The organism is Streptomyces sp. BRA346 (assembly GCF_052851135.1).
In genome coordinates, this window is sequence record NZ_JAIWIH010000038.1 from 92,717 (window position 1) to 114,005 (window position 21,289).

18 protein-coding genes and 2 tRNA genes are annotated in these 21,289 nt (G+C 70.3%); 12 read left to right on the forward strand and 8 right to left on the reverse strand.

The annotated features are described in order from the left end of the window. Positions 1–57: 57 nt before the first annotated feature. Entirely contained in the window at positions 58–699 is a 642-nt protein-coding gene (locus LCH29_RS34675) for a superoxide dismutase (protein ID WP_446465656.1), read from the reverse strand. Positions 700–916: 217 nt separating this feature from the next. Then, complete coding sequence (locus tag LCH29_RS34680) at positions 917–2,263, reverse strand: amino acid permease (RefSeq protein ID WP_446465657.1); 1,347 nt, start codon at positions 2,261–2,263, stop codon at positions 917–919. 266 nt (positions 2,264–2,529) lie between these two features. Here LCH29_RS34680 and LCH29_RS34685 point away from each other — a divergent pair, with 266 nt between their 5' ends. After that, complete coding sequence (locus LCH29_RS34685) at positions 2,530–3,123, forward strand: biotin transporter BioY (RefSeq protein WP_446465658.1); 594 nt, start codon at positions 2,530–2,532, stop codon at positions 3,121–3,123. A gap of 68 nt (positions 3,124–3,191) precedes the next feature. Here LCH29_RS34685 and LCH29_RS34690 read toward each other — a convergent pair whose 3' ends face one another. After that, positions 3,192–4,625, reverse strand: a complete 1,434-nt coding sequence (locus LCH29_RS34690) for an amino acid permease (protein WP_446465659.1) — start codon at positions 4,623–4,625, stop codon at positions 3,192–3,194. A gap of 182 nt (positions 4,626–4,807) precedes the next feature. On the opposite strand from LCH29_RS34690, the gene LCH29_RS34695 reads away from it, so the two are divergent. From LCH29_RS34695 to LCH29_RS34715, 5 genes are all read left to right on the forward strand, one after another. Further along, the gene (locus LCH29_RS34695) at positions 4,808–5,296 is read left to right on the forward strand and encodes a ribose-5-phosphate isomerase (protein WP_446465660.1); all 489 of its coding nucleotides are present in this window, start codon (positions 4,808–4,810) and stop codon (positions 5,294–5,296) included. Continuing rightward, entirely contained in the window at positions 5,296–6,105 is an 810-nt protein-coding gene (locus LCH29_RS34700) for an Fpg/Nei family DNA glycosylase (RefSeq protein ID WP_446465661.1), read from the forward strand. Before LCH29_RS34695 ends, LCH29_RS34700 begins: the two co-directional genes overlap by 1 nt. A gap of 328 nt (positions 6,106–6,433) precedes the next feature. Next, positions 6,434–7,579: a PP2C family protein-serine/threonine phosphatase gene (locus LCH29_RS34705; protein WP_446465662.1), complete on the forward strand. Its 1,146-nt coding sequence runs from the start codon at positions 6,434–6,436 to the stop codon at positions 7,577–7,579. A 126-nt stretch (positions 7,580–7,705) separates the two neighbouring features. Beyond that, entirely contained in the window at positions 7,706–8,647 is a 942-nt protein-coding gene (locus tag LCH29_RS34710) for an ABC transporter ATP-binding protein (protein WP_446465663.1), read from the forward strand. A 52-nt stretch (positions 8,648–8,699) separates the two neighbouring features. Beyond that, positions 8,700–11,210: an ABC transporter permease gene (locus LCH29_RS34715; protein WP_446465664.1), complete on the forward strand. Its 2,511-nt coding sequence runs from the start codon at positions 8,700–8,702 to the stop codon at positions 11,208–11,210. Between the two features lie 61 nt (positions 11,211–11,271). Here LCH29_RS34715 and LCH29_RS34720 read toward each other — a convergent pair whose 3' ends face one another. After that, positions 11,272–12,453, reverse strand: a complete 1,182-nt coding sequence (locus tag LCH29_RS34720; RefSeq protein WP_446465665.1) for an acyltransferase family protein — start codon at positions 12,451–12,453, stop codon at positions 11,272–11,274. Positions 12,454–13,051: 598 nt separating this feature from the next. Between LCH29_RS34720 and LCH29_RS34725 the strand changes: the two genes are divergently transcribed. Then, complete coding sequence (locus LCH29_RS34725) at positions 13,052–13,246, forward strand: hypothetical protein (protein ID WP_063734160.1); 195 nt, start codon at positions 13,052–13,054, stop codon at positions 13,244–13,246. Positions 13,247–13,300: 54 nt separating this feature from the next. On the opposite strand, the gene LCH29_RS34730 is transcribed toward LCH29_RS34725, so the two are convergent. Further along, a tRNA-Gly gene (locus LCH29_RS34730) sits at positions 13,301–13,374 on the reverse strand. A gap of 151 nt (positions 13,375–13,525) precedes the next feature. On the opposite strand from LCH29_RS34730, the gene LCH29_RS34735 reads away from it, so the two are divergent. From LCH29_RS34735 to clpX, 5 genes are all read left to right on the forward strand, one after another. After that, a tRNA-Pro gene (locus tag LCH29_RS34735) sits at positions 13,526–13,602 on the forward strand. A gap of 154 nt (positions 13,603–13,756) precedes the next feature. Then, positions 13,757–15,208 (forward strand): trigger factor, encoded by a 1,452-nt coding sequence (tig, locus tag LCH29_RS34740; RefSeq protein WP_446465666.1) that lies wholly within the window; start codon positions 13,757–13,759, stop codon positions 15,206–15,208. Between the two features lie 289 nt (positions 15,209–15,497). Next, positions 15,498–16,112, forward strand: a complete 615-nt coding sequence (locus LCH29_RS34745) for an ATP-dependent Clp protease proteolytic subunit (protein ID WP_281291531.1) — start codon at positions 15,498–15,500, stop codon at positions 16,110–16,112. Between the two features lie 61 nt (positions 16,113–16,173). Next, positions 16,174–16,830: an ATP-dependent Clp protease proteolytic subunit gene (locus LCH29_RS34750; protein WP_039941924.1), complete on the forward strand. Its 657-nt coding sequence runs from the start codon at positions 16,174–16,176 to the stop codon at positions 16,828–16,830. A gap of 183 nt (positions 16,831–17,013) precedes the next feature. Beyond that, positions 17,014–18,300, forward strand: a complete 1,287-nt coding sequence (gene clpX, locus LCH29_RS34755; protein WP_123104843.1) for an ATP-dependent Clp protease ATP-binding subunit ClpX — start codon at positions 17,014–17,016, stop codon at positions 18,298–18,300. 87 nt (positions 18,301–18,387) lie between these two features. Here the strand turns inward: clpX and LCH29_RS34760 are convergent, their stop codons facing one another. The 3 genes from LCH29_RS34760 to LCH29_RS34770 are packed head-to-tail and all read right to left on the reverse strand — an operon-like array spanning position 18,388 to position 21,284. Further along, positions 18,388–19,242: a hypothetical protein gene (locus tag LCH29_RS34760; RefSeq protein WP_446465667.1), complete on the reverse strand. Its 855-nt coding sequence runs from the start codon at positions 19,240–19,242 to the stop codon at positions 18,388–18,390. A gap of 60 nt (positions 19,243–19,302) precedes the next feature. After that, positions 19,303–20,310 carry a hypothetical protein gene (locus LCH29_RS34765; RefSeq protein WP_446465668.1) on the reverse strand — a complete coding sequence of 336 codons (1,008 nt, stop codon included), beginning with the start codon at positions 20,308–20,310 and terminating at the stop codon, positions 19,303–19,305. Positions 20,311–20,342: 32 nt separating this feature from the next. Then, positions 20,343–21,284, reverse strand: a complete 942-nt coding sequence (locus tag LCH29_RS34770) for a hypothetical protein (RefSeq protein ID WP_446465669.1) — start codon at positions 21,282–21,284, stop codon at positions 20,343–20,345. Between the last annotated feature and the right edge of the window lie 5 nt (positions 21,285–21,289).

Genomic DNA, 21,289 nt, shown 5'->3' on the forward strand with positions numbered 1-21,289 from the left:
CTGTTTTTCCGCCTGCCCGTGAAGGTTGAGAAGACGATCACGTGAGCAGGGGGCTTGTCACGGCACCAGCAGCAGATGGTGGGCGCGCTCCTTCGCCGCCGCGTACCGGCGGGCGACATCCTGCCAGTTGACGACCTTCCACATGGCTTCGATGAAGTCCACCTTCTGGTTCTTGTACTGGAGATAGAAGGCGTGCTCCCAGGCGTCGAACACCAGGATCGGCACCGAGCCCTGCCCCACGTTCCCCTGGTGGTCGTATACCTGCTCCACCACCAGTCGCCCGCTCACCGGCTCGTACGCCAGCACCCCCCACCCCGACCCCTGGGTGGTCGCCGCCGCCTTGGACAGCTGCGCCTTGAAACGGCCGAAGGACCCGAAGTGCTCGGCGATGGCATCGGCCAGCTCGCCCACCCCGTCCTTCTCCAGCGGCTCACCACCACCGTCGCCGGTCATGTTGGTCCAGTAGATGCTGTGCAGGATGTGGCCCGACAGATGGAAGGCCAGGTTCTTCTCCAGACCGTTGATCGACCCCCACTGGTCCTTGTCCCGCGCCTCCGCGAGCTGCTCCAGCGTGTCGTTCGCGCCCTTCACGTACGTGGCGTGGTGCTTGTCGTGATGCAGCTCGATGATCTCGGGGCTGATGACCGGGGCCAGCGCCGAGTAGTCGTACGGAAGTTCAGGAAGTGTGTAGATGGCCATGCCAAAGCCCTCCGGACCTTATTGCAATAAGCTTGCAACTGCACGCTACCAGCAAAAGTCCTTCCCGCCACGGGAGATCCGAGGGTTGCGCCAAAAGACCGAGGCGGGGCGGGTCCTCGGACTGAGGACCCGCTTGGGCAGGCGGAAGGACGACGTCTTGTCGGACGTCTCGGGGAGGGACGACAACGGACACACTCCGGGCCACCTCGGCCCCGGGCTACAGCTGGGTGCTGGTGTCGTCCTCGCGGAGCATCAGCAGCAGGACGGCGATGGTGGCGGCCAGGGCGACGTAGGTCAGGTACGGGAAGAGCCACATCTTGACCACCAGCTTCTCGGGGGCCTCGCGCTGGAGGCGGCGGCGCATCACGAGCTGGGAGACGGCGATGAAGGCCCAGACGACCAGCACCGCGGCGCCGACCATGTTGAGGAGCCACTTGAAGATGGTGTCCGGCCACCAGTAGCTGAGCAGCACCGCGACGAAGCCGAAGAAGGACGAGGCGAGCACGGTGAGGCGGGGGACGCCGCCGTAGACCCGGCCGAGGACGCCGGGGCCCTCGCCGCGGACGACCAGGGAGTAGGACATGCGGGAGGCGCCGTAGATGTTGGCGTTCATCGCGGAGAGCAGGGCGATCAGCACGATGACGTTCATGATGTTGCCGGCCGCGGGGATGTCGAGGTGGTCGAGGACCGCCACGTACGGGCCGTCCTTGACGACCGCCGCGTCGTTCCACGGGATGACCGTGACCACGACGACCATCGAGCCGACGTAGAAGAGGGCGATGCGCCACATCGCGGTGCGCACGGCACCGGCGACGCTCTTGACCGGGTTCTCGGACTCGGCCGCCGCGATCGTCACCGTCTCCAGACCGCCGTAGGCGAAGACGGAGGCCAGCAGGCCGACGACGAGGCCGTTCGCCCCGTTGGGCATGAAGCCGCCCTCGCCGGTGAGGTTGCTGCCGCCGGGGGCGTCGGTGCCGGGGAGGGCGCCCATGATGGCGAGGACGCCGAGGATGAGGAAGACGGAGATCGCGGCGATCTTCAGCGCGGCGAACCAGAACTCGAACTCGCCGAAGTTGCTGACGGCCGCGAGGTTGGTGCCGCAGAAGATCGCCATGAAGACGGCGACCCACATCCAGGAGTCGCTGCCCGGGAACCAGTGGACCATGATCCCGGCCGCGCCGATCGCCTCGGCGGCGATGCCCACGCACAGCAGGGTCCAGAACATCCAGCCGACGGTGAATCCGGCCCACGGCCCGATCGAGCGCTCGGCGTGCACGGAGAACGAACCGGAGGCCGGGTTGGCCGCCGACATCTCGCCGAGCATCCGCATCACGAGCATCACGAGCAGCCCGGAGAGCGCGTAGGCGAGGATGATCGAGGGCCCGGCGGCGGCGATTCCGGCACCGGAGCCGACGAACAGTCCGGCGCCGATGACCCCGCCCAGGGCGATCATCGACAGATGGCGCTGCTTGAGGCCGTGCGAGAGCGGTCGCGAGGCGTCCGCGCCCGCGTCGGTCGCCGTCGTGCCGCTCTGCGGCGCGGAGGACGCAGGTGTCGGGTTCATGGCTGGTCTCTGTCCCTTGTGTGAGGGGCGGGCGGATGCAAAACGCCCCCAGTGTGAGGTGTGCGTCCGATCAGGACAACATTGATGTCAAACTTTTCTGGATATCGGACATGATGGTCACGCTCTGTATCGCGCCAATCTGTGCGGCAATCTGCCGAAGCCGCCAAGCCCGGGGCCCGGCCTTTGTGGTCATCCGATGGTGTGCGGCCGCTCCACGCCGGGTTACCGTCGCGTAGTCCACCCCTCCCGACCTCGGAGTTCCGCTGATGAGCACTGTTTCTGCCACCGCCTCGACCGGTACGGTCCTCGCCGACGCGGTCTTTCCCGCGCGGCGCGTCCTCGCCCGTGACACCGCGCTCGTCGTGGGCGGTGCCGTGCTCACCGGCCTCGCCGCGCAGATCTCGGTGCCCGTGCCCGGCTCGCCGGTGCCGGTGACCGGCCAGACGTTCGCCGCGCTGCTGGTGGGCACCTCGCTCGGGGCCCGCCGGGGCTTCCTGTCGCTCGCGCTGTACGCGCTGGCGGGGATGGCGGGCATGCCCTGGTTCGCCGAGGGCGACTCCGGCGCCGCCATGCCGTCCTTCGGCTATGTGCTGGGCATGCTGCTCGCCGCGACCGTGGTGGGCGCGCTGGCGCGCCGTGGCGGTGACCGGGGCGCGCTGCGCACGGTGGGCACCATGGCGGTCGGCTCCGCGATCATCTACGCGATCGGCGTTCCGTACCTGGCGCTGGCCATGCACATCTCCCTCGGCCAGGCGGTGGCCGCCGGTCTGACCCCGTTCCTGATCGGGGACGCGCTGAAGGCCGCGCTGGCGATGGGTGCGCTGCCGGCCGCCTGGAAGCTGGTGGGCCGCCGCGGCTGAGCGTCACCCTCTTATGCGTCGGGCGGGCTGGTCCTCCAGCCCGCCCGACGCATATCCGGTGCCGGAGGCTACCGGGGCACGGACTCGGACTCCTTGGAGGGGGTCTGGGCCGCGGCGACCGGCTTGGGCCCGGCGACCTTGTCCCGTACCAGCGCGATGACCACCACGACCGCCGCCGCGGCGGTGGACAGCAGCACCTGCTCGCGTCCGTCCTTGTCGGTGAGCATGTAGACCAGCACGAACAGGATCATCCCGATGGTCGCCCAGGTCAGATACGGGAAGCCCCACATCCGGACGACGAGCTTGTCCGGGCTCTCGCGCAGGATGATGCCGCGCATCCGCAGCTGGGTGAAGCAGATCACCAGCCAGACGAAGAGCGCGACCGCGCCGGAGGAGTTCAGCAGGAACTCGAAGACCGTGTCCGGCCACTGGTAGTTGAACCAGACCGCGATGAAGCCGAAGACGACCGAGCCGAGGATCGCGGCCTGCGGCACACCGCGCGCGGTGGTCCTCGCGAACGAGGCCGGCGCGTCACCGCGCTGCCCGAGCGAGAAGGCCATCCGGGAGGCGGTGTAGAGGCCGGAGTTGAGACAGGAGAGCACGGCGGTCAGCACGATGACGTTCATGACCTGACCGGCGTGCGGAATGCCGATCGAGTCGAGCGCGGCGACGTACGACCCGTTCTTGGTGATCGACTTGGAGTCCCAGGGCAGCAGGGTGACCACGACGAAGATCGAGCCCAGGTAGAAGACCGCGATACGCCAGATCACGCTGTTGGTGGCCTTGGAGACGGCCCGCTCCGGGTCCTCGGACTCACCGGCGGCCAGGGTGACGATCTCACTGCCCATGAAGGAGAAGACGACCAGCAGCACACCGGTGAGGATCGCGCCCGGACCGTTGGGCAGGAAGCCGCTGTGGTCGGTCAGGTGGGCCAGCCCCGCACCCTCGTTCTCGGAGCCGGGCAGGAGGCCGAAGACCGCGAGCCCGCCGATGACGATGAAGGCGGCGATCGCGACGACCTTGATCCCGGCGAACCAGAACTCGAACTCACCGTAGGAGGAGACCGAGACCAGGTTGGCGGCGGTGAGCACGACCATCACGATCAGCGCCCAGCCCCACTGGGGCACGGCGGGCCACCACTCCTCCAGGATCTTGGCACCGGCGGTCGCCTCGACCGCCAGCACCACGACCCAGAAGAACCAGTAGAGCCAGCCGATCGAGAAGCCCGCCCAGCGGCCGAGCGCCCGGTCTGCATAGGCGGAGAAGGAGCCGGAGGTCGGGTTCGCGGCCGCCATTTCGCCCAGCATGCGCATCACGAGGACGACCATGAGGCCGACGAGTGCGTAGGAGACGAGGATGCCCGGTCCGGCCTTGGCGATGCCGGCGCTGGAGCCGACGAACAGCCCGGCGCCGATGACCCCGCCAATCGCGATCATGGACAGGTGGCGATTCTTGAGCCCGGCCTTCAGACCGTCGGGGGAGGTCGCTGGTTGTGCGCTCATATGGCTCGATCCTTTGCTTCCGGAATAGGAGCGACGCCAGTGAATCTCAGGAGAACCGACAGGTGAACCTTCGATTTCAAATTGTTATTTGAGGTTTCCATGAGGTTCCTTGGTGTTGCGTGGTAATCACAGAGCGCCTACCCGGCGCGGCGGGAAAGACACGGCCATGCCACACTCAGGGCATGCGCGTGTACCTCGGCTCCGATCATGCCGGATACGAACTGAAGAACCACCTCGTGGAGTGGCTCCGGGCGGGCGGTCATGACCCCGTCGACTGCGGCCCGCACATCTACGACGCCCAGGACGACTACCCGCCGTTCTGCCTGCGCGCCGCCGAGCGGACCGCCGCCGACGCCGACAGCCTCGGCATCGTGATCGGCGGCTCCGGCAACGGTGAGCAGATCGCGGCGAACAAGGTCAAGGGGGTACGCGCCGCACTGGCCTGGAGCGAGCAGACCGCCGCCCTCGCGCGCGAACACAACGACGCCAACGTGATCAGCATCGGCGGGCGCATGCACACCCAGGACGAGGCGACCACGTTCGTCGAGATCTTCCTGGGCACGCCGTACTCGGGCGAGGAGCGGCACACCCGCCGCATCGACATGCTCGCCGCATACGAGACCACCGGCGACCTGCCGCCCATCCCGGCCCACCACCCCGCCGGCGACTGATGCCCGAAGGGCACACCATCCACCGACTGGCCGCCGACCACCTCGAGAGGTTCGGCGGCCGGCCCGTCCGTGCCACCAGCCCCCAGGGCAAGTTCGCCGACGGCGCGGCCCTCGTGGACGGGCAGGTGCTCCAGCACGCCGAGGCGCACGGCAAGCACCTCTTCCTGGACTTCGCGGCCGTCGGCTGGGTCCACGTCCACCTCGGGCTGTTCGGCAAGTACACCTTCGGCCCGGCCCCCGCCCCGCCGTCCACCGAGACCGTACGGCTGCGACTGGCGGGCCCCGGGGGGTACGCGGACCTGCGCGGGCCGACCGCCTGCGCCCTGATCACCGACCCCGAGAAGCAGGCGATCCACGACCGCCTCGGGCCCGACCCGCTGCGCCCCGACGACGACGGCGACGCCGCCTGGACCCGGATCTCCCGCAGCCGGGTCAGCGTGGCCGCGCTGCTCATGGACCAGAAGGTGGTCGCGGGCGTGGGCAACGTCTACCGCGCCGAGGTGCTGTTCCGGCACGGCATCGACCCGTACCGCCCGGGCCGCGGGCTGGCCCGCGCCGAATGGGACGCGATCTGGTCCGACCTCGCGGAGCTGATGCGCGAGGGCGTACGGAACAACCGGATCGACACGGTCCGCCCCGAGCACACCCCCGAGGCCATGGGCCGTCCGCCGCGCGTCGACGACCACGGCGGCGAGGTCTACGTCTACCGCCGGGCCGGGCAGCCCTGCCACGTCTGCGGCGGTGAGATCCGCACCGCCGGTCTCGCGGCCCGGAATCTGTTCTGGTGCCCCGCTTGCCAGCGGTCCTGAGGCGCGGTCCCCGACGCTCCGTCAGAAGGCGCCGCCCGCCCACCCGCCGTCCGCGGTGCCGACGGAGCGCTCGCATTCGGTCAACTCCCGCCGGAACGCGGATTTCTCCGGCGGCCGGGGTACGACTCCGAAGGGGAGTACCAGCTTTCCGTACCAATCATCCCAAACAGCCGATCGGGCACCCCCGGCTCCGCGCTCATATCCCCATCCCCAGCAGCGGTTTCCCGTACACGCGCACGAATATCGCTTACGATTGCCCCCCTGGCTGGGTGGTTCAACGCGCCACGAATCGACGCGCGTCCGAACGGGTGGGTAGGGTCCCGATGCAATGACTGGCGGCGCGGACACTCCGATGGCCCGGATGCGCAAAGCTCTGCACCGGGCTCGCACAGGCGTGCGCAAAGCCGGAGTCGACTACTTCCGCGGCGAGGGCTCCGACCGGCTCGCCCTGGCCCTGCTGCTCCTCGCCGTCCCCGCCATCGCCTGCGGCACCATCGCCACCCCCGACTGGTGCGCCCCCTCCGCCCTCGTCCTGCCGATCGTCGCGGGCGGACTGCTGCTGCGCCCCGCCAGCCTGCTCGCCCTGTACGCGGCCGCCGCCACCGCCCTCATCGTGGAGTCCGCCGTCCTCGGCCCGTACACCGAGGAGGACACCTCCGCCCGGGTCACCCCCGGCACCATCCTCGTGGTCGCCGCCGTCGGCTTCTCCGGGCTGCTCATCGCCCAGTTCCGCAGCCGGGTCGGCGTGCCCTGGCGGCGCGGCGGCACCATGCTCTTCGACCTGCGCGAGCGCATCCGCGTCCAGAGCAAGCTGCCCGCCCTGCCGCGCGGCTGGCACCGCGAGATGGCCCTCCGCCCGGCCGGCGGCCAGTCCTTCTCCGGCGACTTCGTGGTCGCCGCCCGCACCGGCAACGGCGGCCGCACCCTCGAGGTCGTCCTCACCGACGTCTCCGGCAAGGGCATGGACGCCGCCTCCCGCGCCCTCCTGCTCTCCGGCGCCTTCGGCGGCCTCCTCGGCTCGCTGCCCCCGCACGGCTTCCTCCCGGCGGCCAACGGCTATCTGCTGCGCCAGGACTGGGAAGAGGGCTTCGCGACCTCCGTCCACCTCGTACTCGACCTCGACAGCGGCGACTTCGAGCTGTTCTCGGCCGGTCATCTGCCCGCGCTCCAGCTCAGCGCGGGCACCGGCAAGTGGGAGGAGAAGTCCGCCGACGGTCCGCTGCTGGGCGTCTACGACGGCGCCCAGTTCGACCCCACCAAAGGCACCCTGCGCCCCGGCGACGTCCTGATGCTGTTCACCGACGGCCTCGTCGAGACCGCCGACCGCGACATCAGCGAGGGCATCGACCACCTGACGGGCGAGGCCGACCGCTACGTCGCCTCCGGCTTCCACGGCGCGGCCTGGCACCTGATCGAGACGGTGGCGAAGGACGTCAACGACGACCGGGCGCTCCTGCTGATCTGCCGCCAGTAGAGCCGCCTTACCGGGGGTTAACCCCACCCCGTTACGGCGGCGGCCGCCATGGCCCCGGGTCACCCCGATCCCTACGTTCGTAGGGCGCGAAAGACATCGGGCGAACTCCGGAGAAGGGCCACCACCATGCGGCTGCGCAAGCGGCGTACGACAGCGGCGCCCCCGGCACCGCACCCCGCCCCTGCCACCCCCGCCATCGAACTCCATGGCGTCCAGCGCCGCTACGGCCGCGGCGGCACCGCCGTGCACGCGCTCCGCGGCATCGACCTCGCCCTCCCGCACGGCAGCTTCACCGCCGTCATGGGCCCCTCGGGCTCCGGCAAGTCGACGTTCCTCCAGTGCGCCGCCGGGCTCGACCGGCCGACCGCCGGGTCCGTCACGCTCGGCGGCACCGAGATCACCGGACTGAGCGAGAACAAGCTCACCACGCTGCGCCGCAGCCGCCTCGGCTTCGTCTTCCAGGCGTTCAACCTGCTGCCCTCCCTCACCGTCGAGCAGAACGTGCTGCTCCCCATGCGGCTCGCCGGAGCCCGCCCCGACCGCCACCGGGCCCGCGAGGTCCTGGCCCAGGTCGGGCTGCACGAGCACGCCCGGCGCCGCCCGGGACAGCTGTCCGGCGGGCAACAGCAGCGTGTGGCCATCGCCCGCGCGCTCGTCACCCGCCCCGACGTCGTCTTCGCCGACGAGCCGACCGGCGCCCTGGACACCGTCACCGCCGCCGAGGTGCTCGGGCTGCTGCGGCACGCGGTGGACGCGCTCGGCGCGACCGTGGTGATGGTCACCCACGACCCGGTCGCCGCGAGCTACGCAGACCGGGTGCTGTTCCTCGCGGACGGACGCGTGGCCGACCGGCTCACCCGCGCCCCCGCGCACGAGATCGCCGACCGCATGACCCGTCTCACCGCCCGTACTCCAGCGGCCCCAGGGGGTGTCTTGCCGACCATGCCGGGCTCGCGACGCGTGGCACGGCATCTCGCGGCCCCGCGCTCGTCGCGCGCAGCGCCTCCCCCAGCTACCGCTGGGAGGTACCCCCTGCGCCCCCAGCTACCGCTGGGAGGTGCCCCCTGACGCCGCTCGCTGATCCGGCCTGGTCGACAAGACACCCCCTCGCCGTCGTCCGGTGAGGGCCCTCACCAACGGACTGGCCCGCGCCTCCGTCCGCTTCAAGCCCGCCGCCTTCGCGGGCACCTTCGTCGCCCTGATGATGACCGCGATGATCGTGTCCGCCTGCGGCATCCTGCTGGAGACCGGAGTACGGGCCTCCGTACCGCCCGAGCGCTACGCGAGCACCCCGGTCGTCGTCGCCGCCGACCAGCGCGCGCACCACATCACCGGACGCGGCGAGGAGCGGGAGGACGCGTCCGAACCGGTCCCCGACCGGGCCCGGCTCGACGCCGCGCTCGTCACCACCGCCGCCCGCATCCACGGAACGGCCGCCGCCGCACCCGACACGACCTTCCCGCTGCGCACCGCCTCACCGGGCACGCTGACCGGCCACGGCTGGGGCGCGGCGCCCTTCACCGGCGTGACGCTCACCACCGGCACACCGCCCCGGGCGGGCGACGTCGTGCTCGACGAGGGAGCCGCCCGCGCGACGGGCACCGCGGTCGGCGGCAGTATCACGGTGAGCGCCCCGGACGGGAGGCACGCCTTCCGGGTGTCCGGCATCGCCCGGGGCACGGCCGAGGACGGGCCCACCGCCTGGTTCACCGACGCCCGCGCCCGGGCCCTCTCCGGCCACCCCCGTACCGTCGACGCGTTCCTCGTCCGCCCGGCCCCCGGCACCGGCCCGGACCGCCTGGCCGCGCACCTGAAGGACGCGTACGGCGGCACCGCGCGGGTGCACACCGGCGACGGACGCGGCGCGGCCGAGGACCCCTCGCTCGCGGGGGCCAGGGAACTGCTCATCGCCCTCGGCGGCTCCTTCGGCGGGATCGCCACCGCCGTCGCCGTCTTCACCGCCGCGGGCACCGTCGCACTCTCGGTCGGCCAGCGCGCCCGCGAGGTCGCCCTGCTGCGCGCGATCGGCGCCACCCCGCGCCAGATCCGCCGCTCCATCGCGGCCGAGGCGCTGCTCGTCGCCCCGCTCGCGGGCGCGCTGGGCTGCCTGCCCGGCATCGCCCTCGCGCACTGGTGGTTCGGACAGCTGAAGGACAAGGGCGCGATCCCCGCCCCCGTGGACCTCTCGGTCTCCTGGATTCCGCTCGTCACCGCCGTCGGCGCGGGCCTGGTCAGCTCGCTGCTGGCGGGCCTGATGGCCGCCCGCCGCCCGGCCCGGATCAAGCCGGGCCAGGCGCTCGGCGAGGCGGCCGTCGAACGGCTGCGCCCCGGGGTGATCCGCACCCTGCTGGGCACGGCGGCCCTGGTCGGCGGCATCGTGCTGGCCGGGGTCGCCGCCTCGACCTCGGGGGAGGACGCAGCCAACACCGCGCTCGGGGTCGTGATGCTCTTCATGCTGGCCGTGGCCCTGCTCGGCCCGCTGGTCGCCCGGCTGTGCGCCTGGCTGATCGGACTGCCGCTGCGCGCGGGCGCGGCCCCGGCCGTCCTGGCGGCGGCCAACACCCTGGCCCATGCCCGGCGGCTGGCCTCCGCGATCACCCCGATCGTGCTGGCCATGGCGTTCTCCTCGACGCTCGTGTTCCTGCACACCAGTGAGGACCATGCGATGGCCGGGCAGCGGCGCGCCGGGATCGTCGCCGACCAGGTCGTGTCCGCACCCGGCGGCCTCCCGGCCGACACGGCGGACCGCGCCGCCTCCGTGCCCGGCGTGGCGGCGGCGGTGGGCGTGCTGCGCACCGGGGTGCTCGTCACGACGGGCTCGTCGCTCCAGGGCGAGACGGCCCAGGGCGTCTCCGGGAGCGGCCGTGCGCTGGCCGCCGTACAGGACCTGGACGTCCGCACCGGCCGCCTGGCGGACCTGGGGCCGGGCCGGGTGGCGGTCGACGCCGGCCTCGCGCAGTCCGCGCACGTCCGCGTGGGCGACCGGCTCCGGCTGCGCCTCCCGGACGGCACGAGGGCCGCCCCCGAGGTGGTCGCGACGTACGGCAGGGGTCTGGGCACCGCCCGGATCACCCTGCCCCGCGCGGCCCTGGCGGCTCACGTGACGTCGGCCTTCGACGCCGATGTGCTGGTACGGGACGACGCGGGCGCGGACCGCGAGGCCGTCGCGGCGGCGCTCGGGAAGCGGCTCGGCGAGCAGGTCACCGGCCGGGACGGCTACGCGGCCGCCGAGGACCGGGACCGCGCCCTCAACGCCTGGTCCAACACCACCATGGCCGCGGTGCTCGGCGGCTTCGCCGCGGTCGCCGCCGCCAACACCCTGGTGATGACGGTCCTCGACCGCCGCCGGGAACTGGGCACCCTGCGCCTGATCGGATCGACCCGGCGACAGGTGCTGGAGATGGTGCGCTGGGAGGCGCTGCTGGTGGCCACGGCCGGTGTCGCGCTGGGCACGGCGATCGCCCTGGCCACGCTCGTACCGATGGCGCGCGGGCTGACCGGCGAGGGCCCGTACGTCCCGCCGCTGACGTACGCCGGGTTCGTGGGTGCGGCCGTGGCGCTCGGGCTCGCGGCGACGGCCCTGCCCGCCCGCGCGGCGCTGCGCCGCGAGACGCCCGGAGGGGCGCGGTGAGCGAAACGGCGAAGGGGCCGGGACCATGCGGTCCCGGCCCCTTCGGGCGATCTTCGAGCCGTCAGGCGGCCGTACGGTGACGGGCCTGCTCGGCGGGGTCCTTGCGGAAGGCCCACTTCATCTTCGGCTCCATCGCGAAGCGGAAGGCGCGCTGTACCGGCGGGGTGCACAGCACGGTGATGACGGAGGCGGCGACGACGGTGACGGTGATCTCACCCAGCGGCTTGTGCAGCCAGTCGATGTCGAACCAGCCCCAGAAGCGGGAGCCCTTGGCGAGGAAGCCGTGCAGCAGGTAGCCGTACAGCGTCCCGGCGCCCAGCACGGTGAACCACATCTTCCGCCGCGGCACCCAGGCGAAGAAGCACGCCACGAGGACCATCGAGCAGCCGAACATGGCCAGGGTCATCACGGGGCCGGTCCACGCCGGGGCGTGGAGCTCCTGGACGCTGTCGCGGTGGTAGAACCAGGCCGAGTTCATCCGGGGCGCCGCCCAGTAGGCGAACAGCAGGGCGCACGCGAAGATCGGCACGGCGGCCAGCCGCATCTTCGGGCCCCGCATCCGGTGGAAGTGCTCGGGCTTCATGCACAGGCCGATGACGAAGAACGGCAGGAACTGGAGGACCCGCTGGAGGTCGAGGTCGTCGCCGATGTCGGGCGAGACGGACGCCAGGGTGGCGATCGCCAGCGAGAGCGGGACCGGCCAGCGCACCAGCTTCCAGATCGGCGTCGTCAGCCGCCACACGAACAGCGCGACCAGGAACCACGTCAGGTACCAGGGGTCGAGCAGGCTGATCGGGTGGCCCGGGTCGTCGTCGGCCCAGCGCTTGAAGAAGCTGTACGCGACCTCGAACAGCACGTACGGCACCGCGATCCCGGTGATGAGCCGCTTGAGCCGGTCCGGTCGCATGTCGAAGCTGCGGGAGAAGAAGCCGGAGATGATGATGAAGGCCGGCATGTGGAAGGTGTACACCGTCATGTACAGGGCTTCCGCGGTGCGGCTCGTATCGGTGAGCGGCTCCCACGAGTGGGCCATCGCGACCAGCACGATCGCGAGGTACTTCGCGTTGTCGAAGAACGCGTCCCGCTGCTTCGGCTTCGGCCCGGCAGGGGCTTCGGCGGCGGGCTGGGTCGCCTGGCTCCCTGCTTCTTCGCGCTGCGGTGTGGGGGACGCCCCGGCCTCGGCCTCCCGGGCCGGGGGGAGCGGGGACCGCTGGGAACCGTGCGGGCGCAGGGAGTTGGTCACAGGCCCTCCCACCAGGAGCTGGGGGAGAGCACCCGGGACCGCACTGCGCGTGGGGGAGAGATGGCAGCGTGGAACATCTGAGGCACGATAGCGCCGAAACCTCTAATGCGTAAAACCTCGACCAGATCTTCCCCAGTAATACGGTTCACACTCCGGCCGATAGCCGACCGTTATCAAGTCGACATAGCGATCCGGTTGTTCGATATGAGGAACAAAGCTGTCCGTTCTGTCAGGTTTCATCCCCCTTAAATGGTGCATATGCCCCCCGGGTGGCTCCGGCGGAATGTCTGATTCATGGAAATCGGAATTCCCCTCCGCGTTATGTGATCAGGTCGCAAATTGATCCATGTGCGGTCCCTCACGTGACCTCTCGGATACCCCGCGGAATTGTGGGGAGCGTCACCCGTGTCCATCCGTGTAAGGGATTCTTGACGGGGTACCAGACGGGTGGGTGTGGTGTGCGTCGACGCAGGTGATCACCTCACCCTGCTGCTGTGGAGCCGTAGTTGATGGCACGATGGTTGCAGCGGGGGTGTGCGAGGTCGCGTGCTTCCGGGGCCGGGTGAAGACATGAGCGACCGAGGAAGCGTGATCAGCTGTGGTCATTTCCCTGTCATTGGTGGTGCTGGTAGGGATCATCCTCGTACTGATGATCCGGGCCGGGAAGATGAAGGCGGGGCCGGCGCTCGTCGCCGCGCTCTTCGGCTTTCTCCTGGCCTCTTCCGACCTGGCGCCGAACATCCAGGACTTCCTCGACTCGGTCGCCAGCTCCATCAGCGACATCAATCTCTGAATACGCCGACGGCCCGGCCCCGGAGGATCCTCCGGGGCCGGGCCGTCGTGCGAGTGGAGCGGGCGACGGGAATCGAACCCGCGTAGCCAGTTTGGAAGACTGGGGCTCTACCATTGAGCTACGCCCGCACGCGCCGCGCGTCGCCCGGGTCTGATCACCCGGGCCGCGGCACGGGAAGCATCGTAGCGGGTCCGGGCCCTTTCCCGCACACCCTTGCCCACCGGTGGAATAACGGGCAGCCGGGGCGTCCGCGGCCATGTACCCTACGTGTCGCACCGACGGGGTGTGGCGCAGCTTGGTAGCGCGTCCGCTTTGGGAGCGGAAGGTCGTCGGTTCGAATCCGGCCACCCCGACCATCCACAGCCGTCAAGATCGCGTTGTGGGCCGCGTCATGCTTGCGGTTACTATGCAAGCTGCGCGTCTGTGTCTTTCTTTACCGGGCGCGATCCGCTGCGAAGCATCAGTGCGAGGCAGCAGAACACCACACGTCAGCCCCAAGGAGACCGAACCGTGAAGAGCGCCGTGGAGAACCTGAACCCGACCCGGGTTCGGCTCACTGTCGAGGTGCCCTTCGAGGAGCTCAAGCCCAGCCTCGACGCGGCGTACAAGAAGATCAACCAGCAGGTCACGGTGCCTGGCTTCCGCAAGGGCAAGATTCCGGCCCGCATCATCGACCAGCGTTTCGGCCGCGGCGCGGTGCTGGAGGAGGCCGTCAACGACGCCCTTCCGAAGTTCTACACCGACGCGGTCAACGAGGGTGAGCTGAACCCGCTCGGGCAGCCCGAGGTCGACATCACGGAGCTCAAGGACAACGAGCTCCTGACGTTCACCGCCGAGGTGGACATCCGCCCGTCGATCGAGATCCCGGACTACTCCGGCATCGAGGTCACCGTCGACTCCGTCGAGGTCTCGGACGAGGACATCGACAAGTCGGTCGAGCAGCTGCGCGACCGCTTCGCCACCACCAGCCCCGTCGAGCGCGCCGCCGCCGAGGGCGACATCGTCGTGATCGACCTGGAGGCCAAGGTCGACGGCGAGGTACTGGAGGACGGCGTCGCCGAGGGCGTCACCTACACCATCGGCTCCGGTGAGCTGCTCGACGGCATCGACGAGGCCGTGACCGGCCTGGAGGCCGGTGGCACCGCCACCTTCACCTCCGAGCTGAAGGGCGGCTCCGCGCAGGGCAAGGAGGCCGAGGTCTCCGTCAAGGTGAACGAGGTCAAGGCCCGCGAGCTGCCCGAGCTGGACGACGACTTCGCCCAGCTGGCCAGCGAGTTCGACACCCTCGAGGAGCTGCGCGAGGACAGCCGCAAGCGGCTGGAGCAGTCGAAGAAGTACGACCAGGCCACCCAGGCCCAGGAGAAGGTGCTGGACGCCCTCCTGGAGCTGGTCGAGGTGCCGATCCCCGAGAAGCTGCTCGAGGACGAGATCCAGACCCGGAAGCACAACCTGGAGCACCACCAGCTCGGCCAGATGGGCCTGAACCTGGAGTCCTACCTGGAGCTTCAGGGCAAGTCCGCCGAGGAGTTCGACGCCGAGCTCAAGGAGCAGGCCGAGAAGGGCATCCGGACCCAGTTCGTCCTCGACGAGCTGGTCAACAAGGAGAAGCTGTCCGTCGGCCAGGAGGAGCTCACCGAGCACCTGATGCGCCGTGCGCAGTCCTCCGGCATGAGCCCGGACCAGTTCGCCCAGCAGGTCGTCGAGGGCGGCCAGGTGCCGATGCTCGTCGGCGAGGTCGCCCGCGGCAAGGCGCTCGCGGTCGTGGTCGAGGCCGCCAAGGTCGTGGACGACAAGGGCGAGACCGTGGACCTGGACGACGAGGACGAGACCGCCGAGACGGTCGAGGCCGCCGCCGAGGGCGATGAGGCCACCGAGGCGGGCGCCGAGGCCCCCGGGGCCACGGAGGCCGCCGCCGAGGCCGCTCCCGAGCAGGAGAAGGCGCAGGAGAAGGCCGAGGGCTGATCCTCGCCGCTCCACAGCCCGTACGAACGGGCCCGAACGTCTGCACGCGTCCGGGCCCGTTCGTGTTCCGCGGAGTCCCCGGGCCGGTGGCGCCCAGGACCCGCGGAACCTGCGCTCAGAGCGAACAGTTCCTGATGCGGGATGGCGCCCGCCGACCAGCGCGTTAGGGTCCGTAGATACGAGGGCAGGGAGTCTCGCAGGTCCGCCGGATCGCACCGGCCGGCCCGTCCCGAGCCCAGAAGAAGACGCTGAGACGGCCAGTCGCCGTCAGAGACGAGCAGGTGGATACGTGACGAATACGATGCCTTCCGCCGCCGGCGAGCCGACCGGCGGTGGCCTCGGCGACCAGGTCTACAACCGGCTGCTCGGTGAGCGGATCATCTTCCTCGGCCAGCCGGTCGACGACGAAATCGCCAACAAGATCACCGCGCAGCTGCTCCTGCTCGCCGCGGACCCGGACAAGGACATCAACCTCTACATCAACTCTCCGGGCGGCTCGATCTCGGCGGGCATGGCGATCTACGACACCATGCAGTTCATCCCGAACGACGTCGTCACCATCGCCATGGGCCTCGCCGCCTCGATGGGACAGTTCCTGCTGAGCGCGGGCACCCCCGGCAAGCGGTTCGCGCTGCCGAACGCCGAGATCCTGATCCACCAGCCGTCCGCGGGCCTGGCCGGTTCGGCCTCGGACATCAAGATCCACGCCGAGCGGCTGCTGCACACCAAGCGGCGGATGGCCGAGCTGACCGCGTTCCACACCGGTCAGACCGTTGAGCAGATCACCCGCGACTCCGACCGCGACCGCTGGTTCTCCGCCCAGGAGGCCAAGGAGTACGGCCTGGTCGACGACGTCATGGCCTCGGCCTCGGGCGTTCCGGGCGGGGGCGGCACCGGGGCCTGAGCCCCGCCGTCCCGTAGCCGACCTCCAGCCCTTTGATCGCCACAGGATGGTGAACACCCAGATGAACAACTTTCCCGGCAGCGGCCTCTACGACGGCCCGATGGCCGAATCGCGCTATGTCGTTCCGCGCTTCGTCGAGCGCACCTCCCAGGGTGTCCGGGAGTACGACCCGTACGCGAAGCTCTTCGAGGAGCGCGTGATCTTCCTGGGCGTCCAGATCGACGACGCCTCGGCCAACGACGTCATGGCGCAGCTCCTGTGCCTGGAGTCGATGGACCCGGACCGCGACATCTCGGTCTACATCAACTCGCCCGGCGGCTCGTTCACCGCGCTGACCGCCATTTACGACACGATGCAGTTCGTCAAGCCCGATATTCAGACGGTTTGCATGGGCCAGGCGGCGTCCGCCGCGGCCGTGCTGCTCGCCGCCGGTACGCCCGGCAAGCGGATGGCGCTGCCCAACGCACGTATCCTGATCCACCAGCCCTACAGTGAGACGGGGCGTGGTCAGGTCTCCGACCTGGAGATCGCGGCCAACGAGATCCTGCGGATGCGGTCGCAGCTGGAGGAGATGCTGGCCAAGCACTCCACCACGCCGATCGAGAAGATCCGTGACGACATCGAGCGGGACAAGATCCTGACCGCCGAGGAGTCGCTGGAATACGGTCTGGTCGACCAGATCGTCTCGACCCGTAAGACCTCGGTCGGCCTGGGCTGAAGCCCGGGCGACCCGGCGCCCCTTGGACCAGTTAGGTCCAAGGGGGGCCCGAACCGGGGGCCCGGCAAGGTACCGTCATAGAGGGCTGGGGGCCGGCCCCCGGAAACATCAAGCGGAAAGCTCGCAGCGCAAGCACCCGGTTCCGCGGAGCAAAGCGGATCCAAGGCGAAGGGGAAGCACCTCGTGGCACGCATCGGTGACGGCGGCGACCTGCTCAAGTGCTCGTTCTGCGGGAAGAGCCAGAAGCAGGTGAAGAAGCTCATCGCGGGCCCTGGTGTGTACATCTGCGATGAGTGCATCGATCTCTGCAACGAGATCATCGAGGAAGAGCTGGCCGAGACCTCCGAGGTGCGGTGGGAGGAACTCCCCAAGCCGCGGGAGATCTACGAGTTCCTCGAGGGCTATGTGGTCGGCCAGGAGGCCGCCAAGAAGGCCCTGTCCGTCGCGGTCTACAACCACTACAAGCGGGTCCAGGCCGGTGAGAACGGCAGCCACAGCAAGGACGACGGCATCGAGTTGGCGAAGTCCAACATCCTGCTGCTCGGTCCGACCGGCTCCGGGAAGACCCTGCTCGCGCAGACCCTCGCCCGGATGCTCAACGTTCCCTTCGCCATCGCCGACGCCACCGCGCTCACCGAGGCGGGCTACGTCGGCGAGGACGTGGAGAACATCCTCCTCAAGCTGATCCAGGCCGCCGACTACGACGTCAAGAAGGCCGAGACGGGCATCATCTACATCGATGAGATCGACAAGGTGGCCCGCAAGAGCGAGAACCCCTCGATCACCCGTGACGTCTCCGGCGAGGGCGTGCAGCAGGCGCTCCTGAAGATCCTCGAGGGCACCACGGCCTCCGTTCCGCCGCAGGGCGGCCGGAAGCACCCGCACCAGGAATTCATCCAGATCGACACGACGAACGTGCTGTTCATCGTCGGCGGCGCCTTCGCCGGTCTGGAGAAGATCATCGAGTCGCGGGCCGGCGCCAAGGGCATCGGCTTCGGCGCCACGATCCGCTCCAAGCGCGAGATCGAGGCCAGCGACCAGTTCCAGGAGGTCATGCCGGAGGACCTGGTGAAGTTCGGGATGATCCCGGAGTTCATCGGCCGTCTCCCCGTCATCACCTCCGTCCACAACCTCGACCGCGAGGCGCTGCTCCAGATCCTGGTCGAGCCGCGGAACGCGCTCGTGAAGCAGTACCAGCGGCTGTTCGAACTCGACGGCGTGGAGCTGGACTTCGACCGCCCGGCCCTGGAGGCCATCGCCGACCAGGCGATCCTGCGCGGCACCGGCGCGCGGGGCCTGCGCGCCATCATCGAAGAGGTCCTGATGTCGGCGATGTACGAGGTGCCGTCCCGCAAGGACGTGGCCCGCGTCGTCATCACGGAGGACGTCGTCCACTCGAACGTCAACCCGACGCTGGTGCCCCGCTCGCGCGGCACCGAGCCGGGTGAACGGCACGAGAAGAGCGCCTGAGCGCCCCGCAGAGCGCATACGAGAGAGCCCCCGGTTCCCCGGGGGCTCTTCTCGTCCTGGGCGGCCGCGGGGCGTCCTGCGGCCGGTTCAGGCGGGTTTGCGGGTGTCCTCGTAGATGCCCGCGGTCACCTTCGCGAAGGCTTCCACGTCGACGTCGGACGCGGTGGTGTTCTCCGCGTCGACGTCCAGCACCATCGCCGCGTCCGTCTCCTCCGCCCACGCGCACGCCGGAGCGTAGATCCGGTCGTACATCTTCACGACCTCGCAGTCGATGGCGGGCCCGTCCGCGCCGTCCGGCCGGAACGTCTTGCGCTCCTCCTCGACCGCCGGGGAACCCTCGCCGTCCTCGAACCCCTTGAACATCTGGTCCCGGACCGTGTCGGGGTCGTTGATCTCCCCGTACATGCCGGAGAACGCGAGCCCCGAGTTCTCGTCGTCGGCGCGCTTGTACTGGCCGAGGACCGAGGTCGCGCCCTCGGGCATGCTGCCCTGCACGCTGGTGCCCTCGTCCTTCAGCTCGTCGGTGCCCTTGGCCAGGGTGTACGTGCCGTCGTCGAGCGTCTTGGGGGTGACCAGGCGCATCGGCGCGGGGCCGCTGTCTCCGCCGGAGAGCACCACGGCGCCGGTGACGATCGCCCCCACCACCACGAGCCCCGCCGCCGACATCGCGATGATCTTGGTGCGATTGCGGCCCGGCACGGGCCCGGGCGGCACCGGGTAGCCCGGCTGCGCAGCCTGTCCATAGGGGCCCGCCTGCTGCGGATAGCCGTAACCCGGCGGGGGTGCCTGCGGATAGCCGTAACCCGGGTTCTGGGCGTACGGGTTGGGCTCCGCGGACGGCTGCTGCCCCCCGCCGTACGGATTGGGCTGGGCGCCCCCGTACGGGCCGGGCCCGCCGCCGCCGTAGGGACCGGGCGGCGGCGGTGGCTGGTTGTGGCTCATGGGTGTGGTGGTATCCCTCCGGACGGTGGGCGGCGTATGGACGGGCGCGGCGCGGAACCGCTACTTGGGGATCTCGACGCGGACGTCCTTGCGGACCTTCGCGGTGATTTCCCCGGCCTGGTCGACCGACATGCCCCCACCGGAGATCACGGAGGCGGCGTCGGACACGATCACGAAGCCGACCGTGCTGTGGTCGCCCCACATGCAGATCGGAACGGTGAAGCCCTTGCTGCCCACACCGCTCGCGCTGGAGCCGGAACCCGGGGTGAACTTGGCGTTCTGGCACTTGATGACGGCGTCGTCCGTCCCGGCGGGGGTCACCTTCTCGGGGCTGCCGACCAGTTCGGCCTTCCCGCCGCTGCTGTCGGTCGACGGGTCCTTGGTGGCCTCCTTCGCCATCTTCGCGAAGGCGCCGTCGACGACCGTCCCGGGGTCCTTCACCTCGCCCCAGACGCCCTTGAACTGCAACTGCTTCACGGACATCCCGGAGCCGGCCTTGTAGTTCGCGCCCGCGCCTTTCGGGTTCTGCACACCGAACTTCTCGAAGTCGCTGGTGTCACTGGAGGTCATCGAGTCGTCGCCGCTGCCCGCCTGCTTGCTGTACTCGGTGGCCACCGTCTGCGGGGTGGTGAGCTTGTAGCGCTTGCCGTCGTCGGCGACCTCGTCGCCGCCGCTGTCACTGCTGCTGAACACCATCACGCCGCCGATCACCGCGGCCACCGCGACCACCGCGCCGATGGCTATCGCCAGGCCCTTCTTCTTGCCGCCGCCCTGGCCCGGGCCCGGCTGGTACGGCCCCGGCATGCCCGGCTGGCCGTACGGCTGCTGTCCGTAGGGCTGCTGACCGTACGGCGGCTGCTGCGGCTGGCCGTACGGGTTCGGGGGCTGGCCGGGCTGGCCGGGCTGCGGCTGACCGTAGCCGGACTGCGGCTGCTGTCCGTACGGACCGGGCTGCTGGGGAGGCTGCTGCGGGTAGCCGTAGCCGGGCTGGCCGGCGGCACCGCCTTGTCCGTACGGACCCGGCTGCTGGGGCTGCTGGCCGTAGGGGCCCGGCTGGTTGTAGCTCATGCTGTTTCCCTCGTTAGGTTGTGCTCTTGTTGCTAGTTGTCGATTTCGACGCGTGCGTCCTCACGCACCTTGGCGGTCAGCTCCGCGGCGTCCTCCAGCGACATGCTGCCGCCGAGAACGGCCCCCGCCGGATCCGCCATCACCGCGACGCCCAGGGTGCTCTTGTCGCCCCAGACGCACGCGGGTGCCTCCATGGATCCCTGATCCGACGTGAACTTCAGGGACTGGCACTTCATGACGTCCCCGTCGAAGCCGTCCGGCGAGAACTCCTGGGGAGTTCCCTTCGCCTGCGCGGTGCCGTTGTCCTGGAGCGCCTTGACGATGACCGCCAGCGCGAGGTCCGCGCCCCGCTCGGGGTCGGTCACCTCGCCCCAGACACCCGTGAACTTCAGCATCTCCTTGCCGTCGGTCTGGTAGTCGGCCGCCACCAGGTGCGGATCCTTGACCACCGGGACCTGCTGGAGGTCCTTCTTGCCCGCGGCCGACAGATCGCCGTCGTCCGTGCCGCTGCCCTGGCGCTGGTACTCCTCCGCGACCGTCTTCGGGGTGGTGAGTTTGTACGGCCCGCTGTCGCCGCCGAACAGCAGGAACCCGCCCGCCGTCAGCGCGCCCACGACCGCCAGCGCGCCCACCGCCATGCCGATGGTGCGGCCCTTGCCGCGGCCACCGGGCGCGGCGGGCGGCGGCGTCGGCTGCCCGCCGTAGAAGCCCTGCTGCGGCGGGCCCGGCTGACCTGGCTGCCCCGGCTGCGGGGGCTGCTGGGCGTACGGGTTCGCCGGGGAGCCGTACGGGCCGCCGCCGTTGTACGGAGGGGGCGCCGCGTAGCCCCCGGGCTGCGCCGGCTGCGCCGGCTGCGGGTGACCGTAGCCGGTGGGCTGGGCGTACGGATTCGGCACTGGCGGCTGGCCGGCGCCGTGAGGGCCCGGCTGTGCCCCGTAGGGACCGGGCTGCGGCGGCGGCTGCTGATAGCTCATCGTGC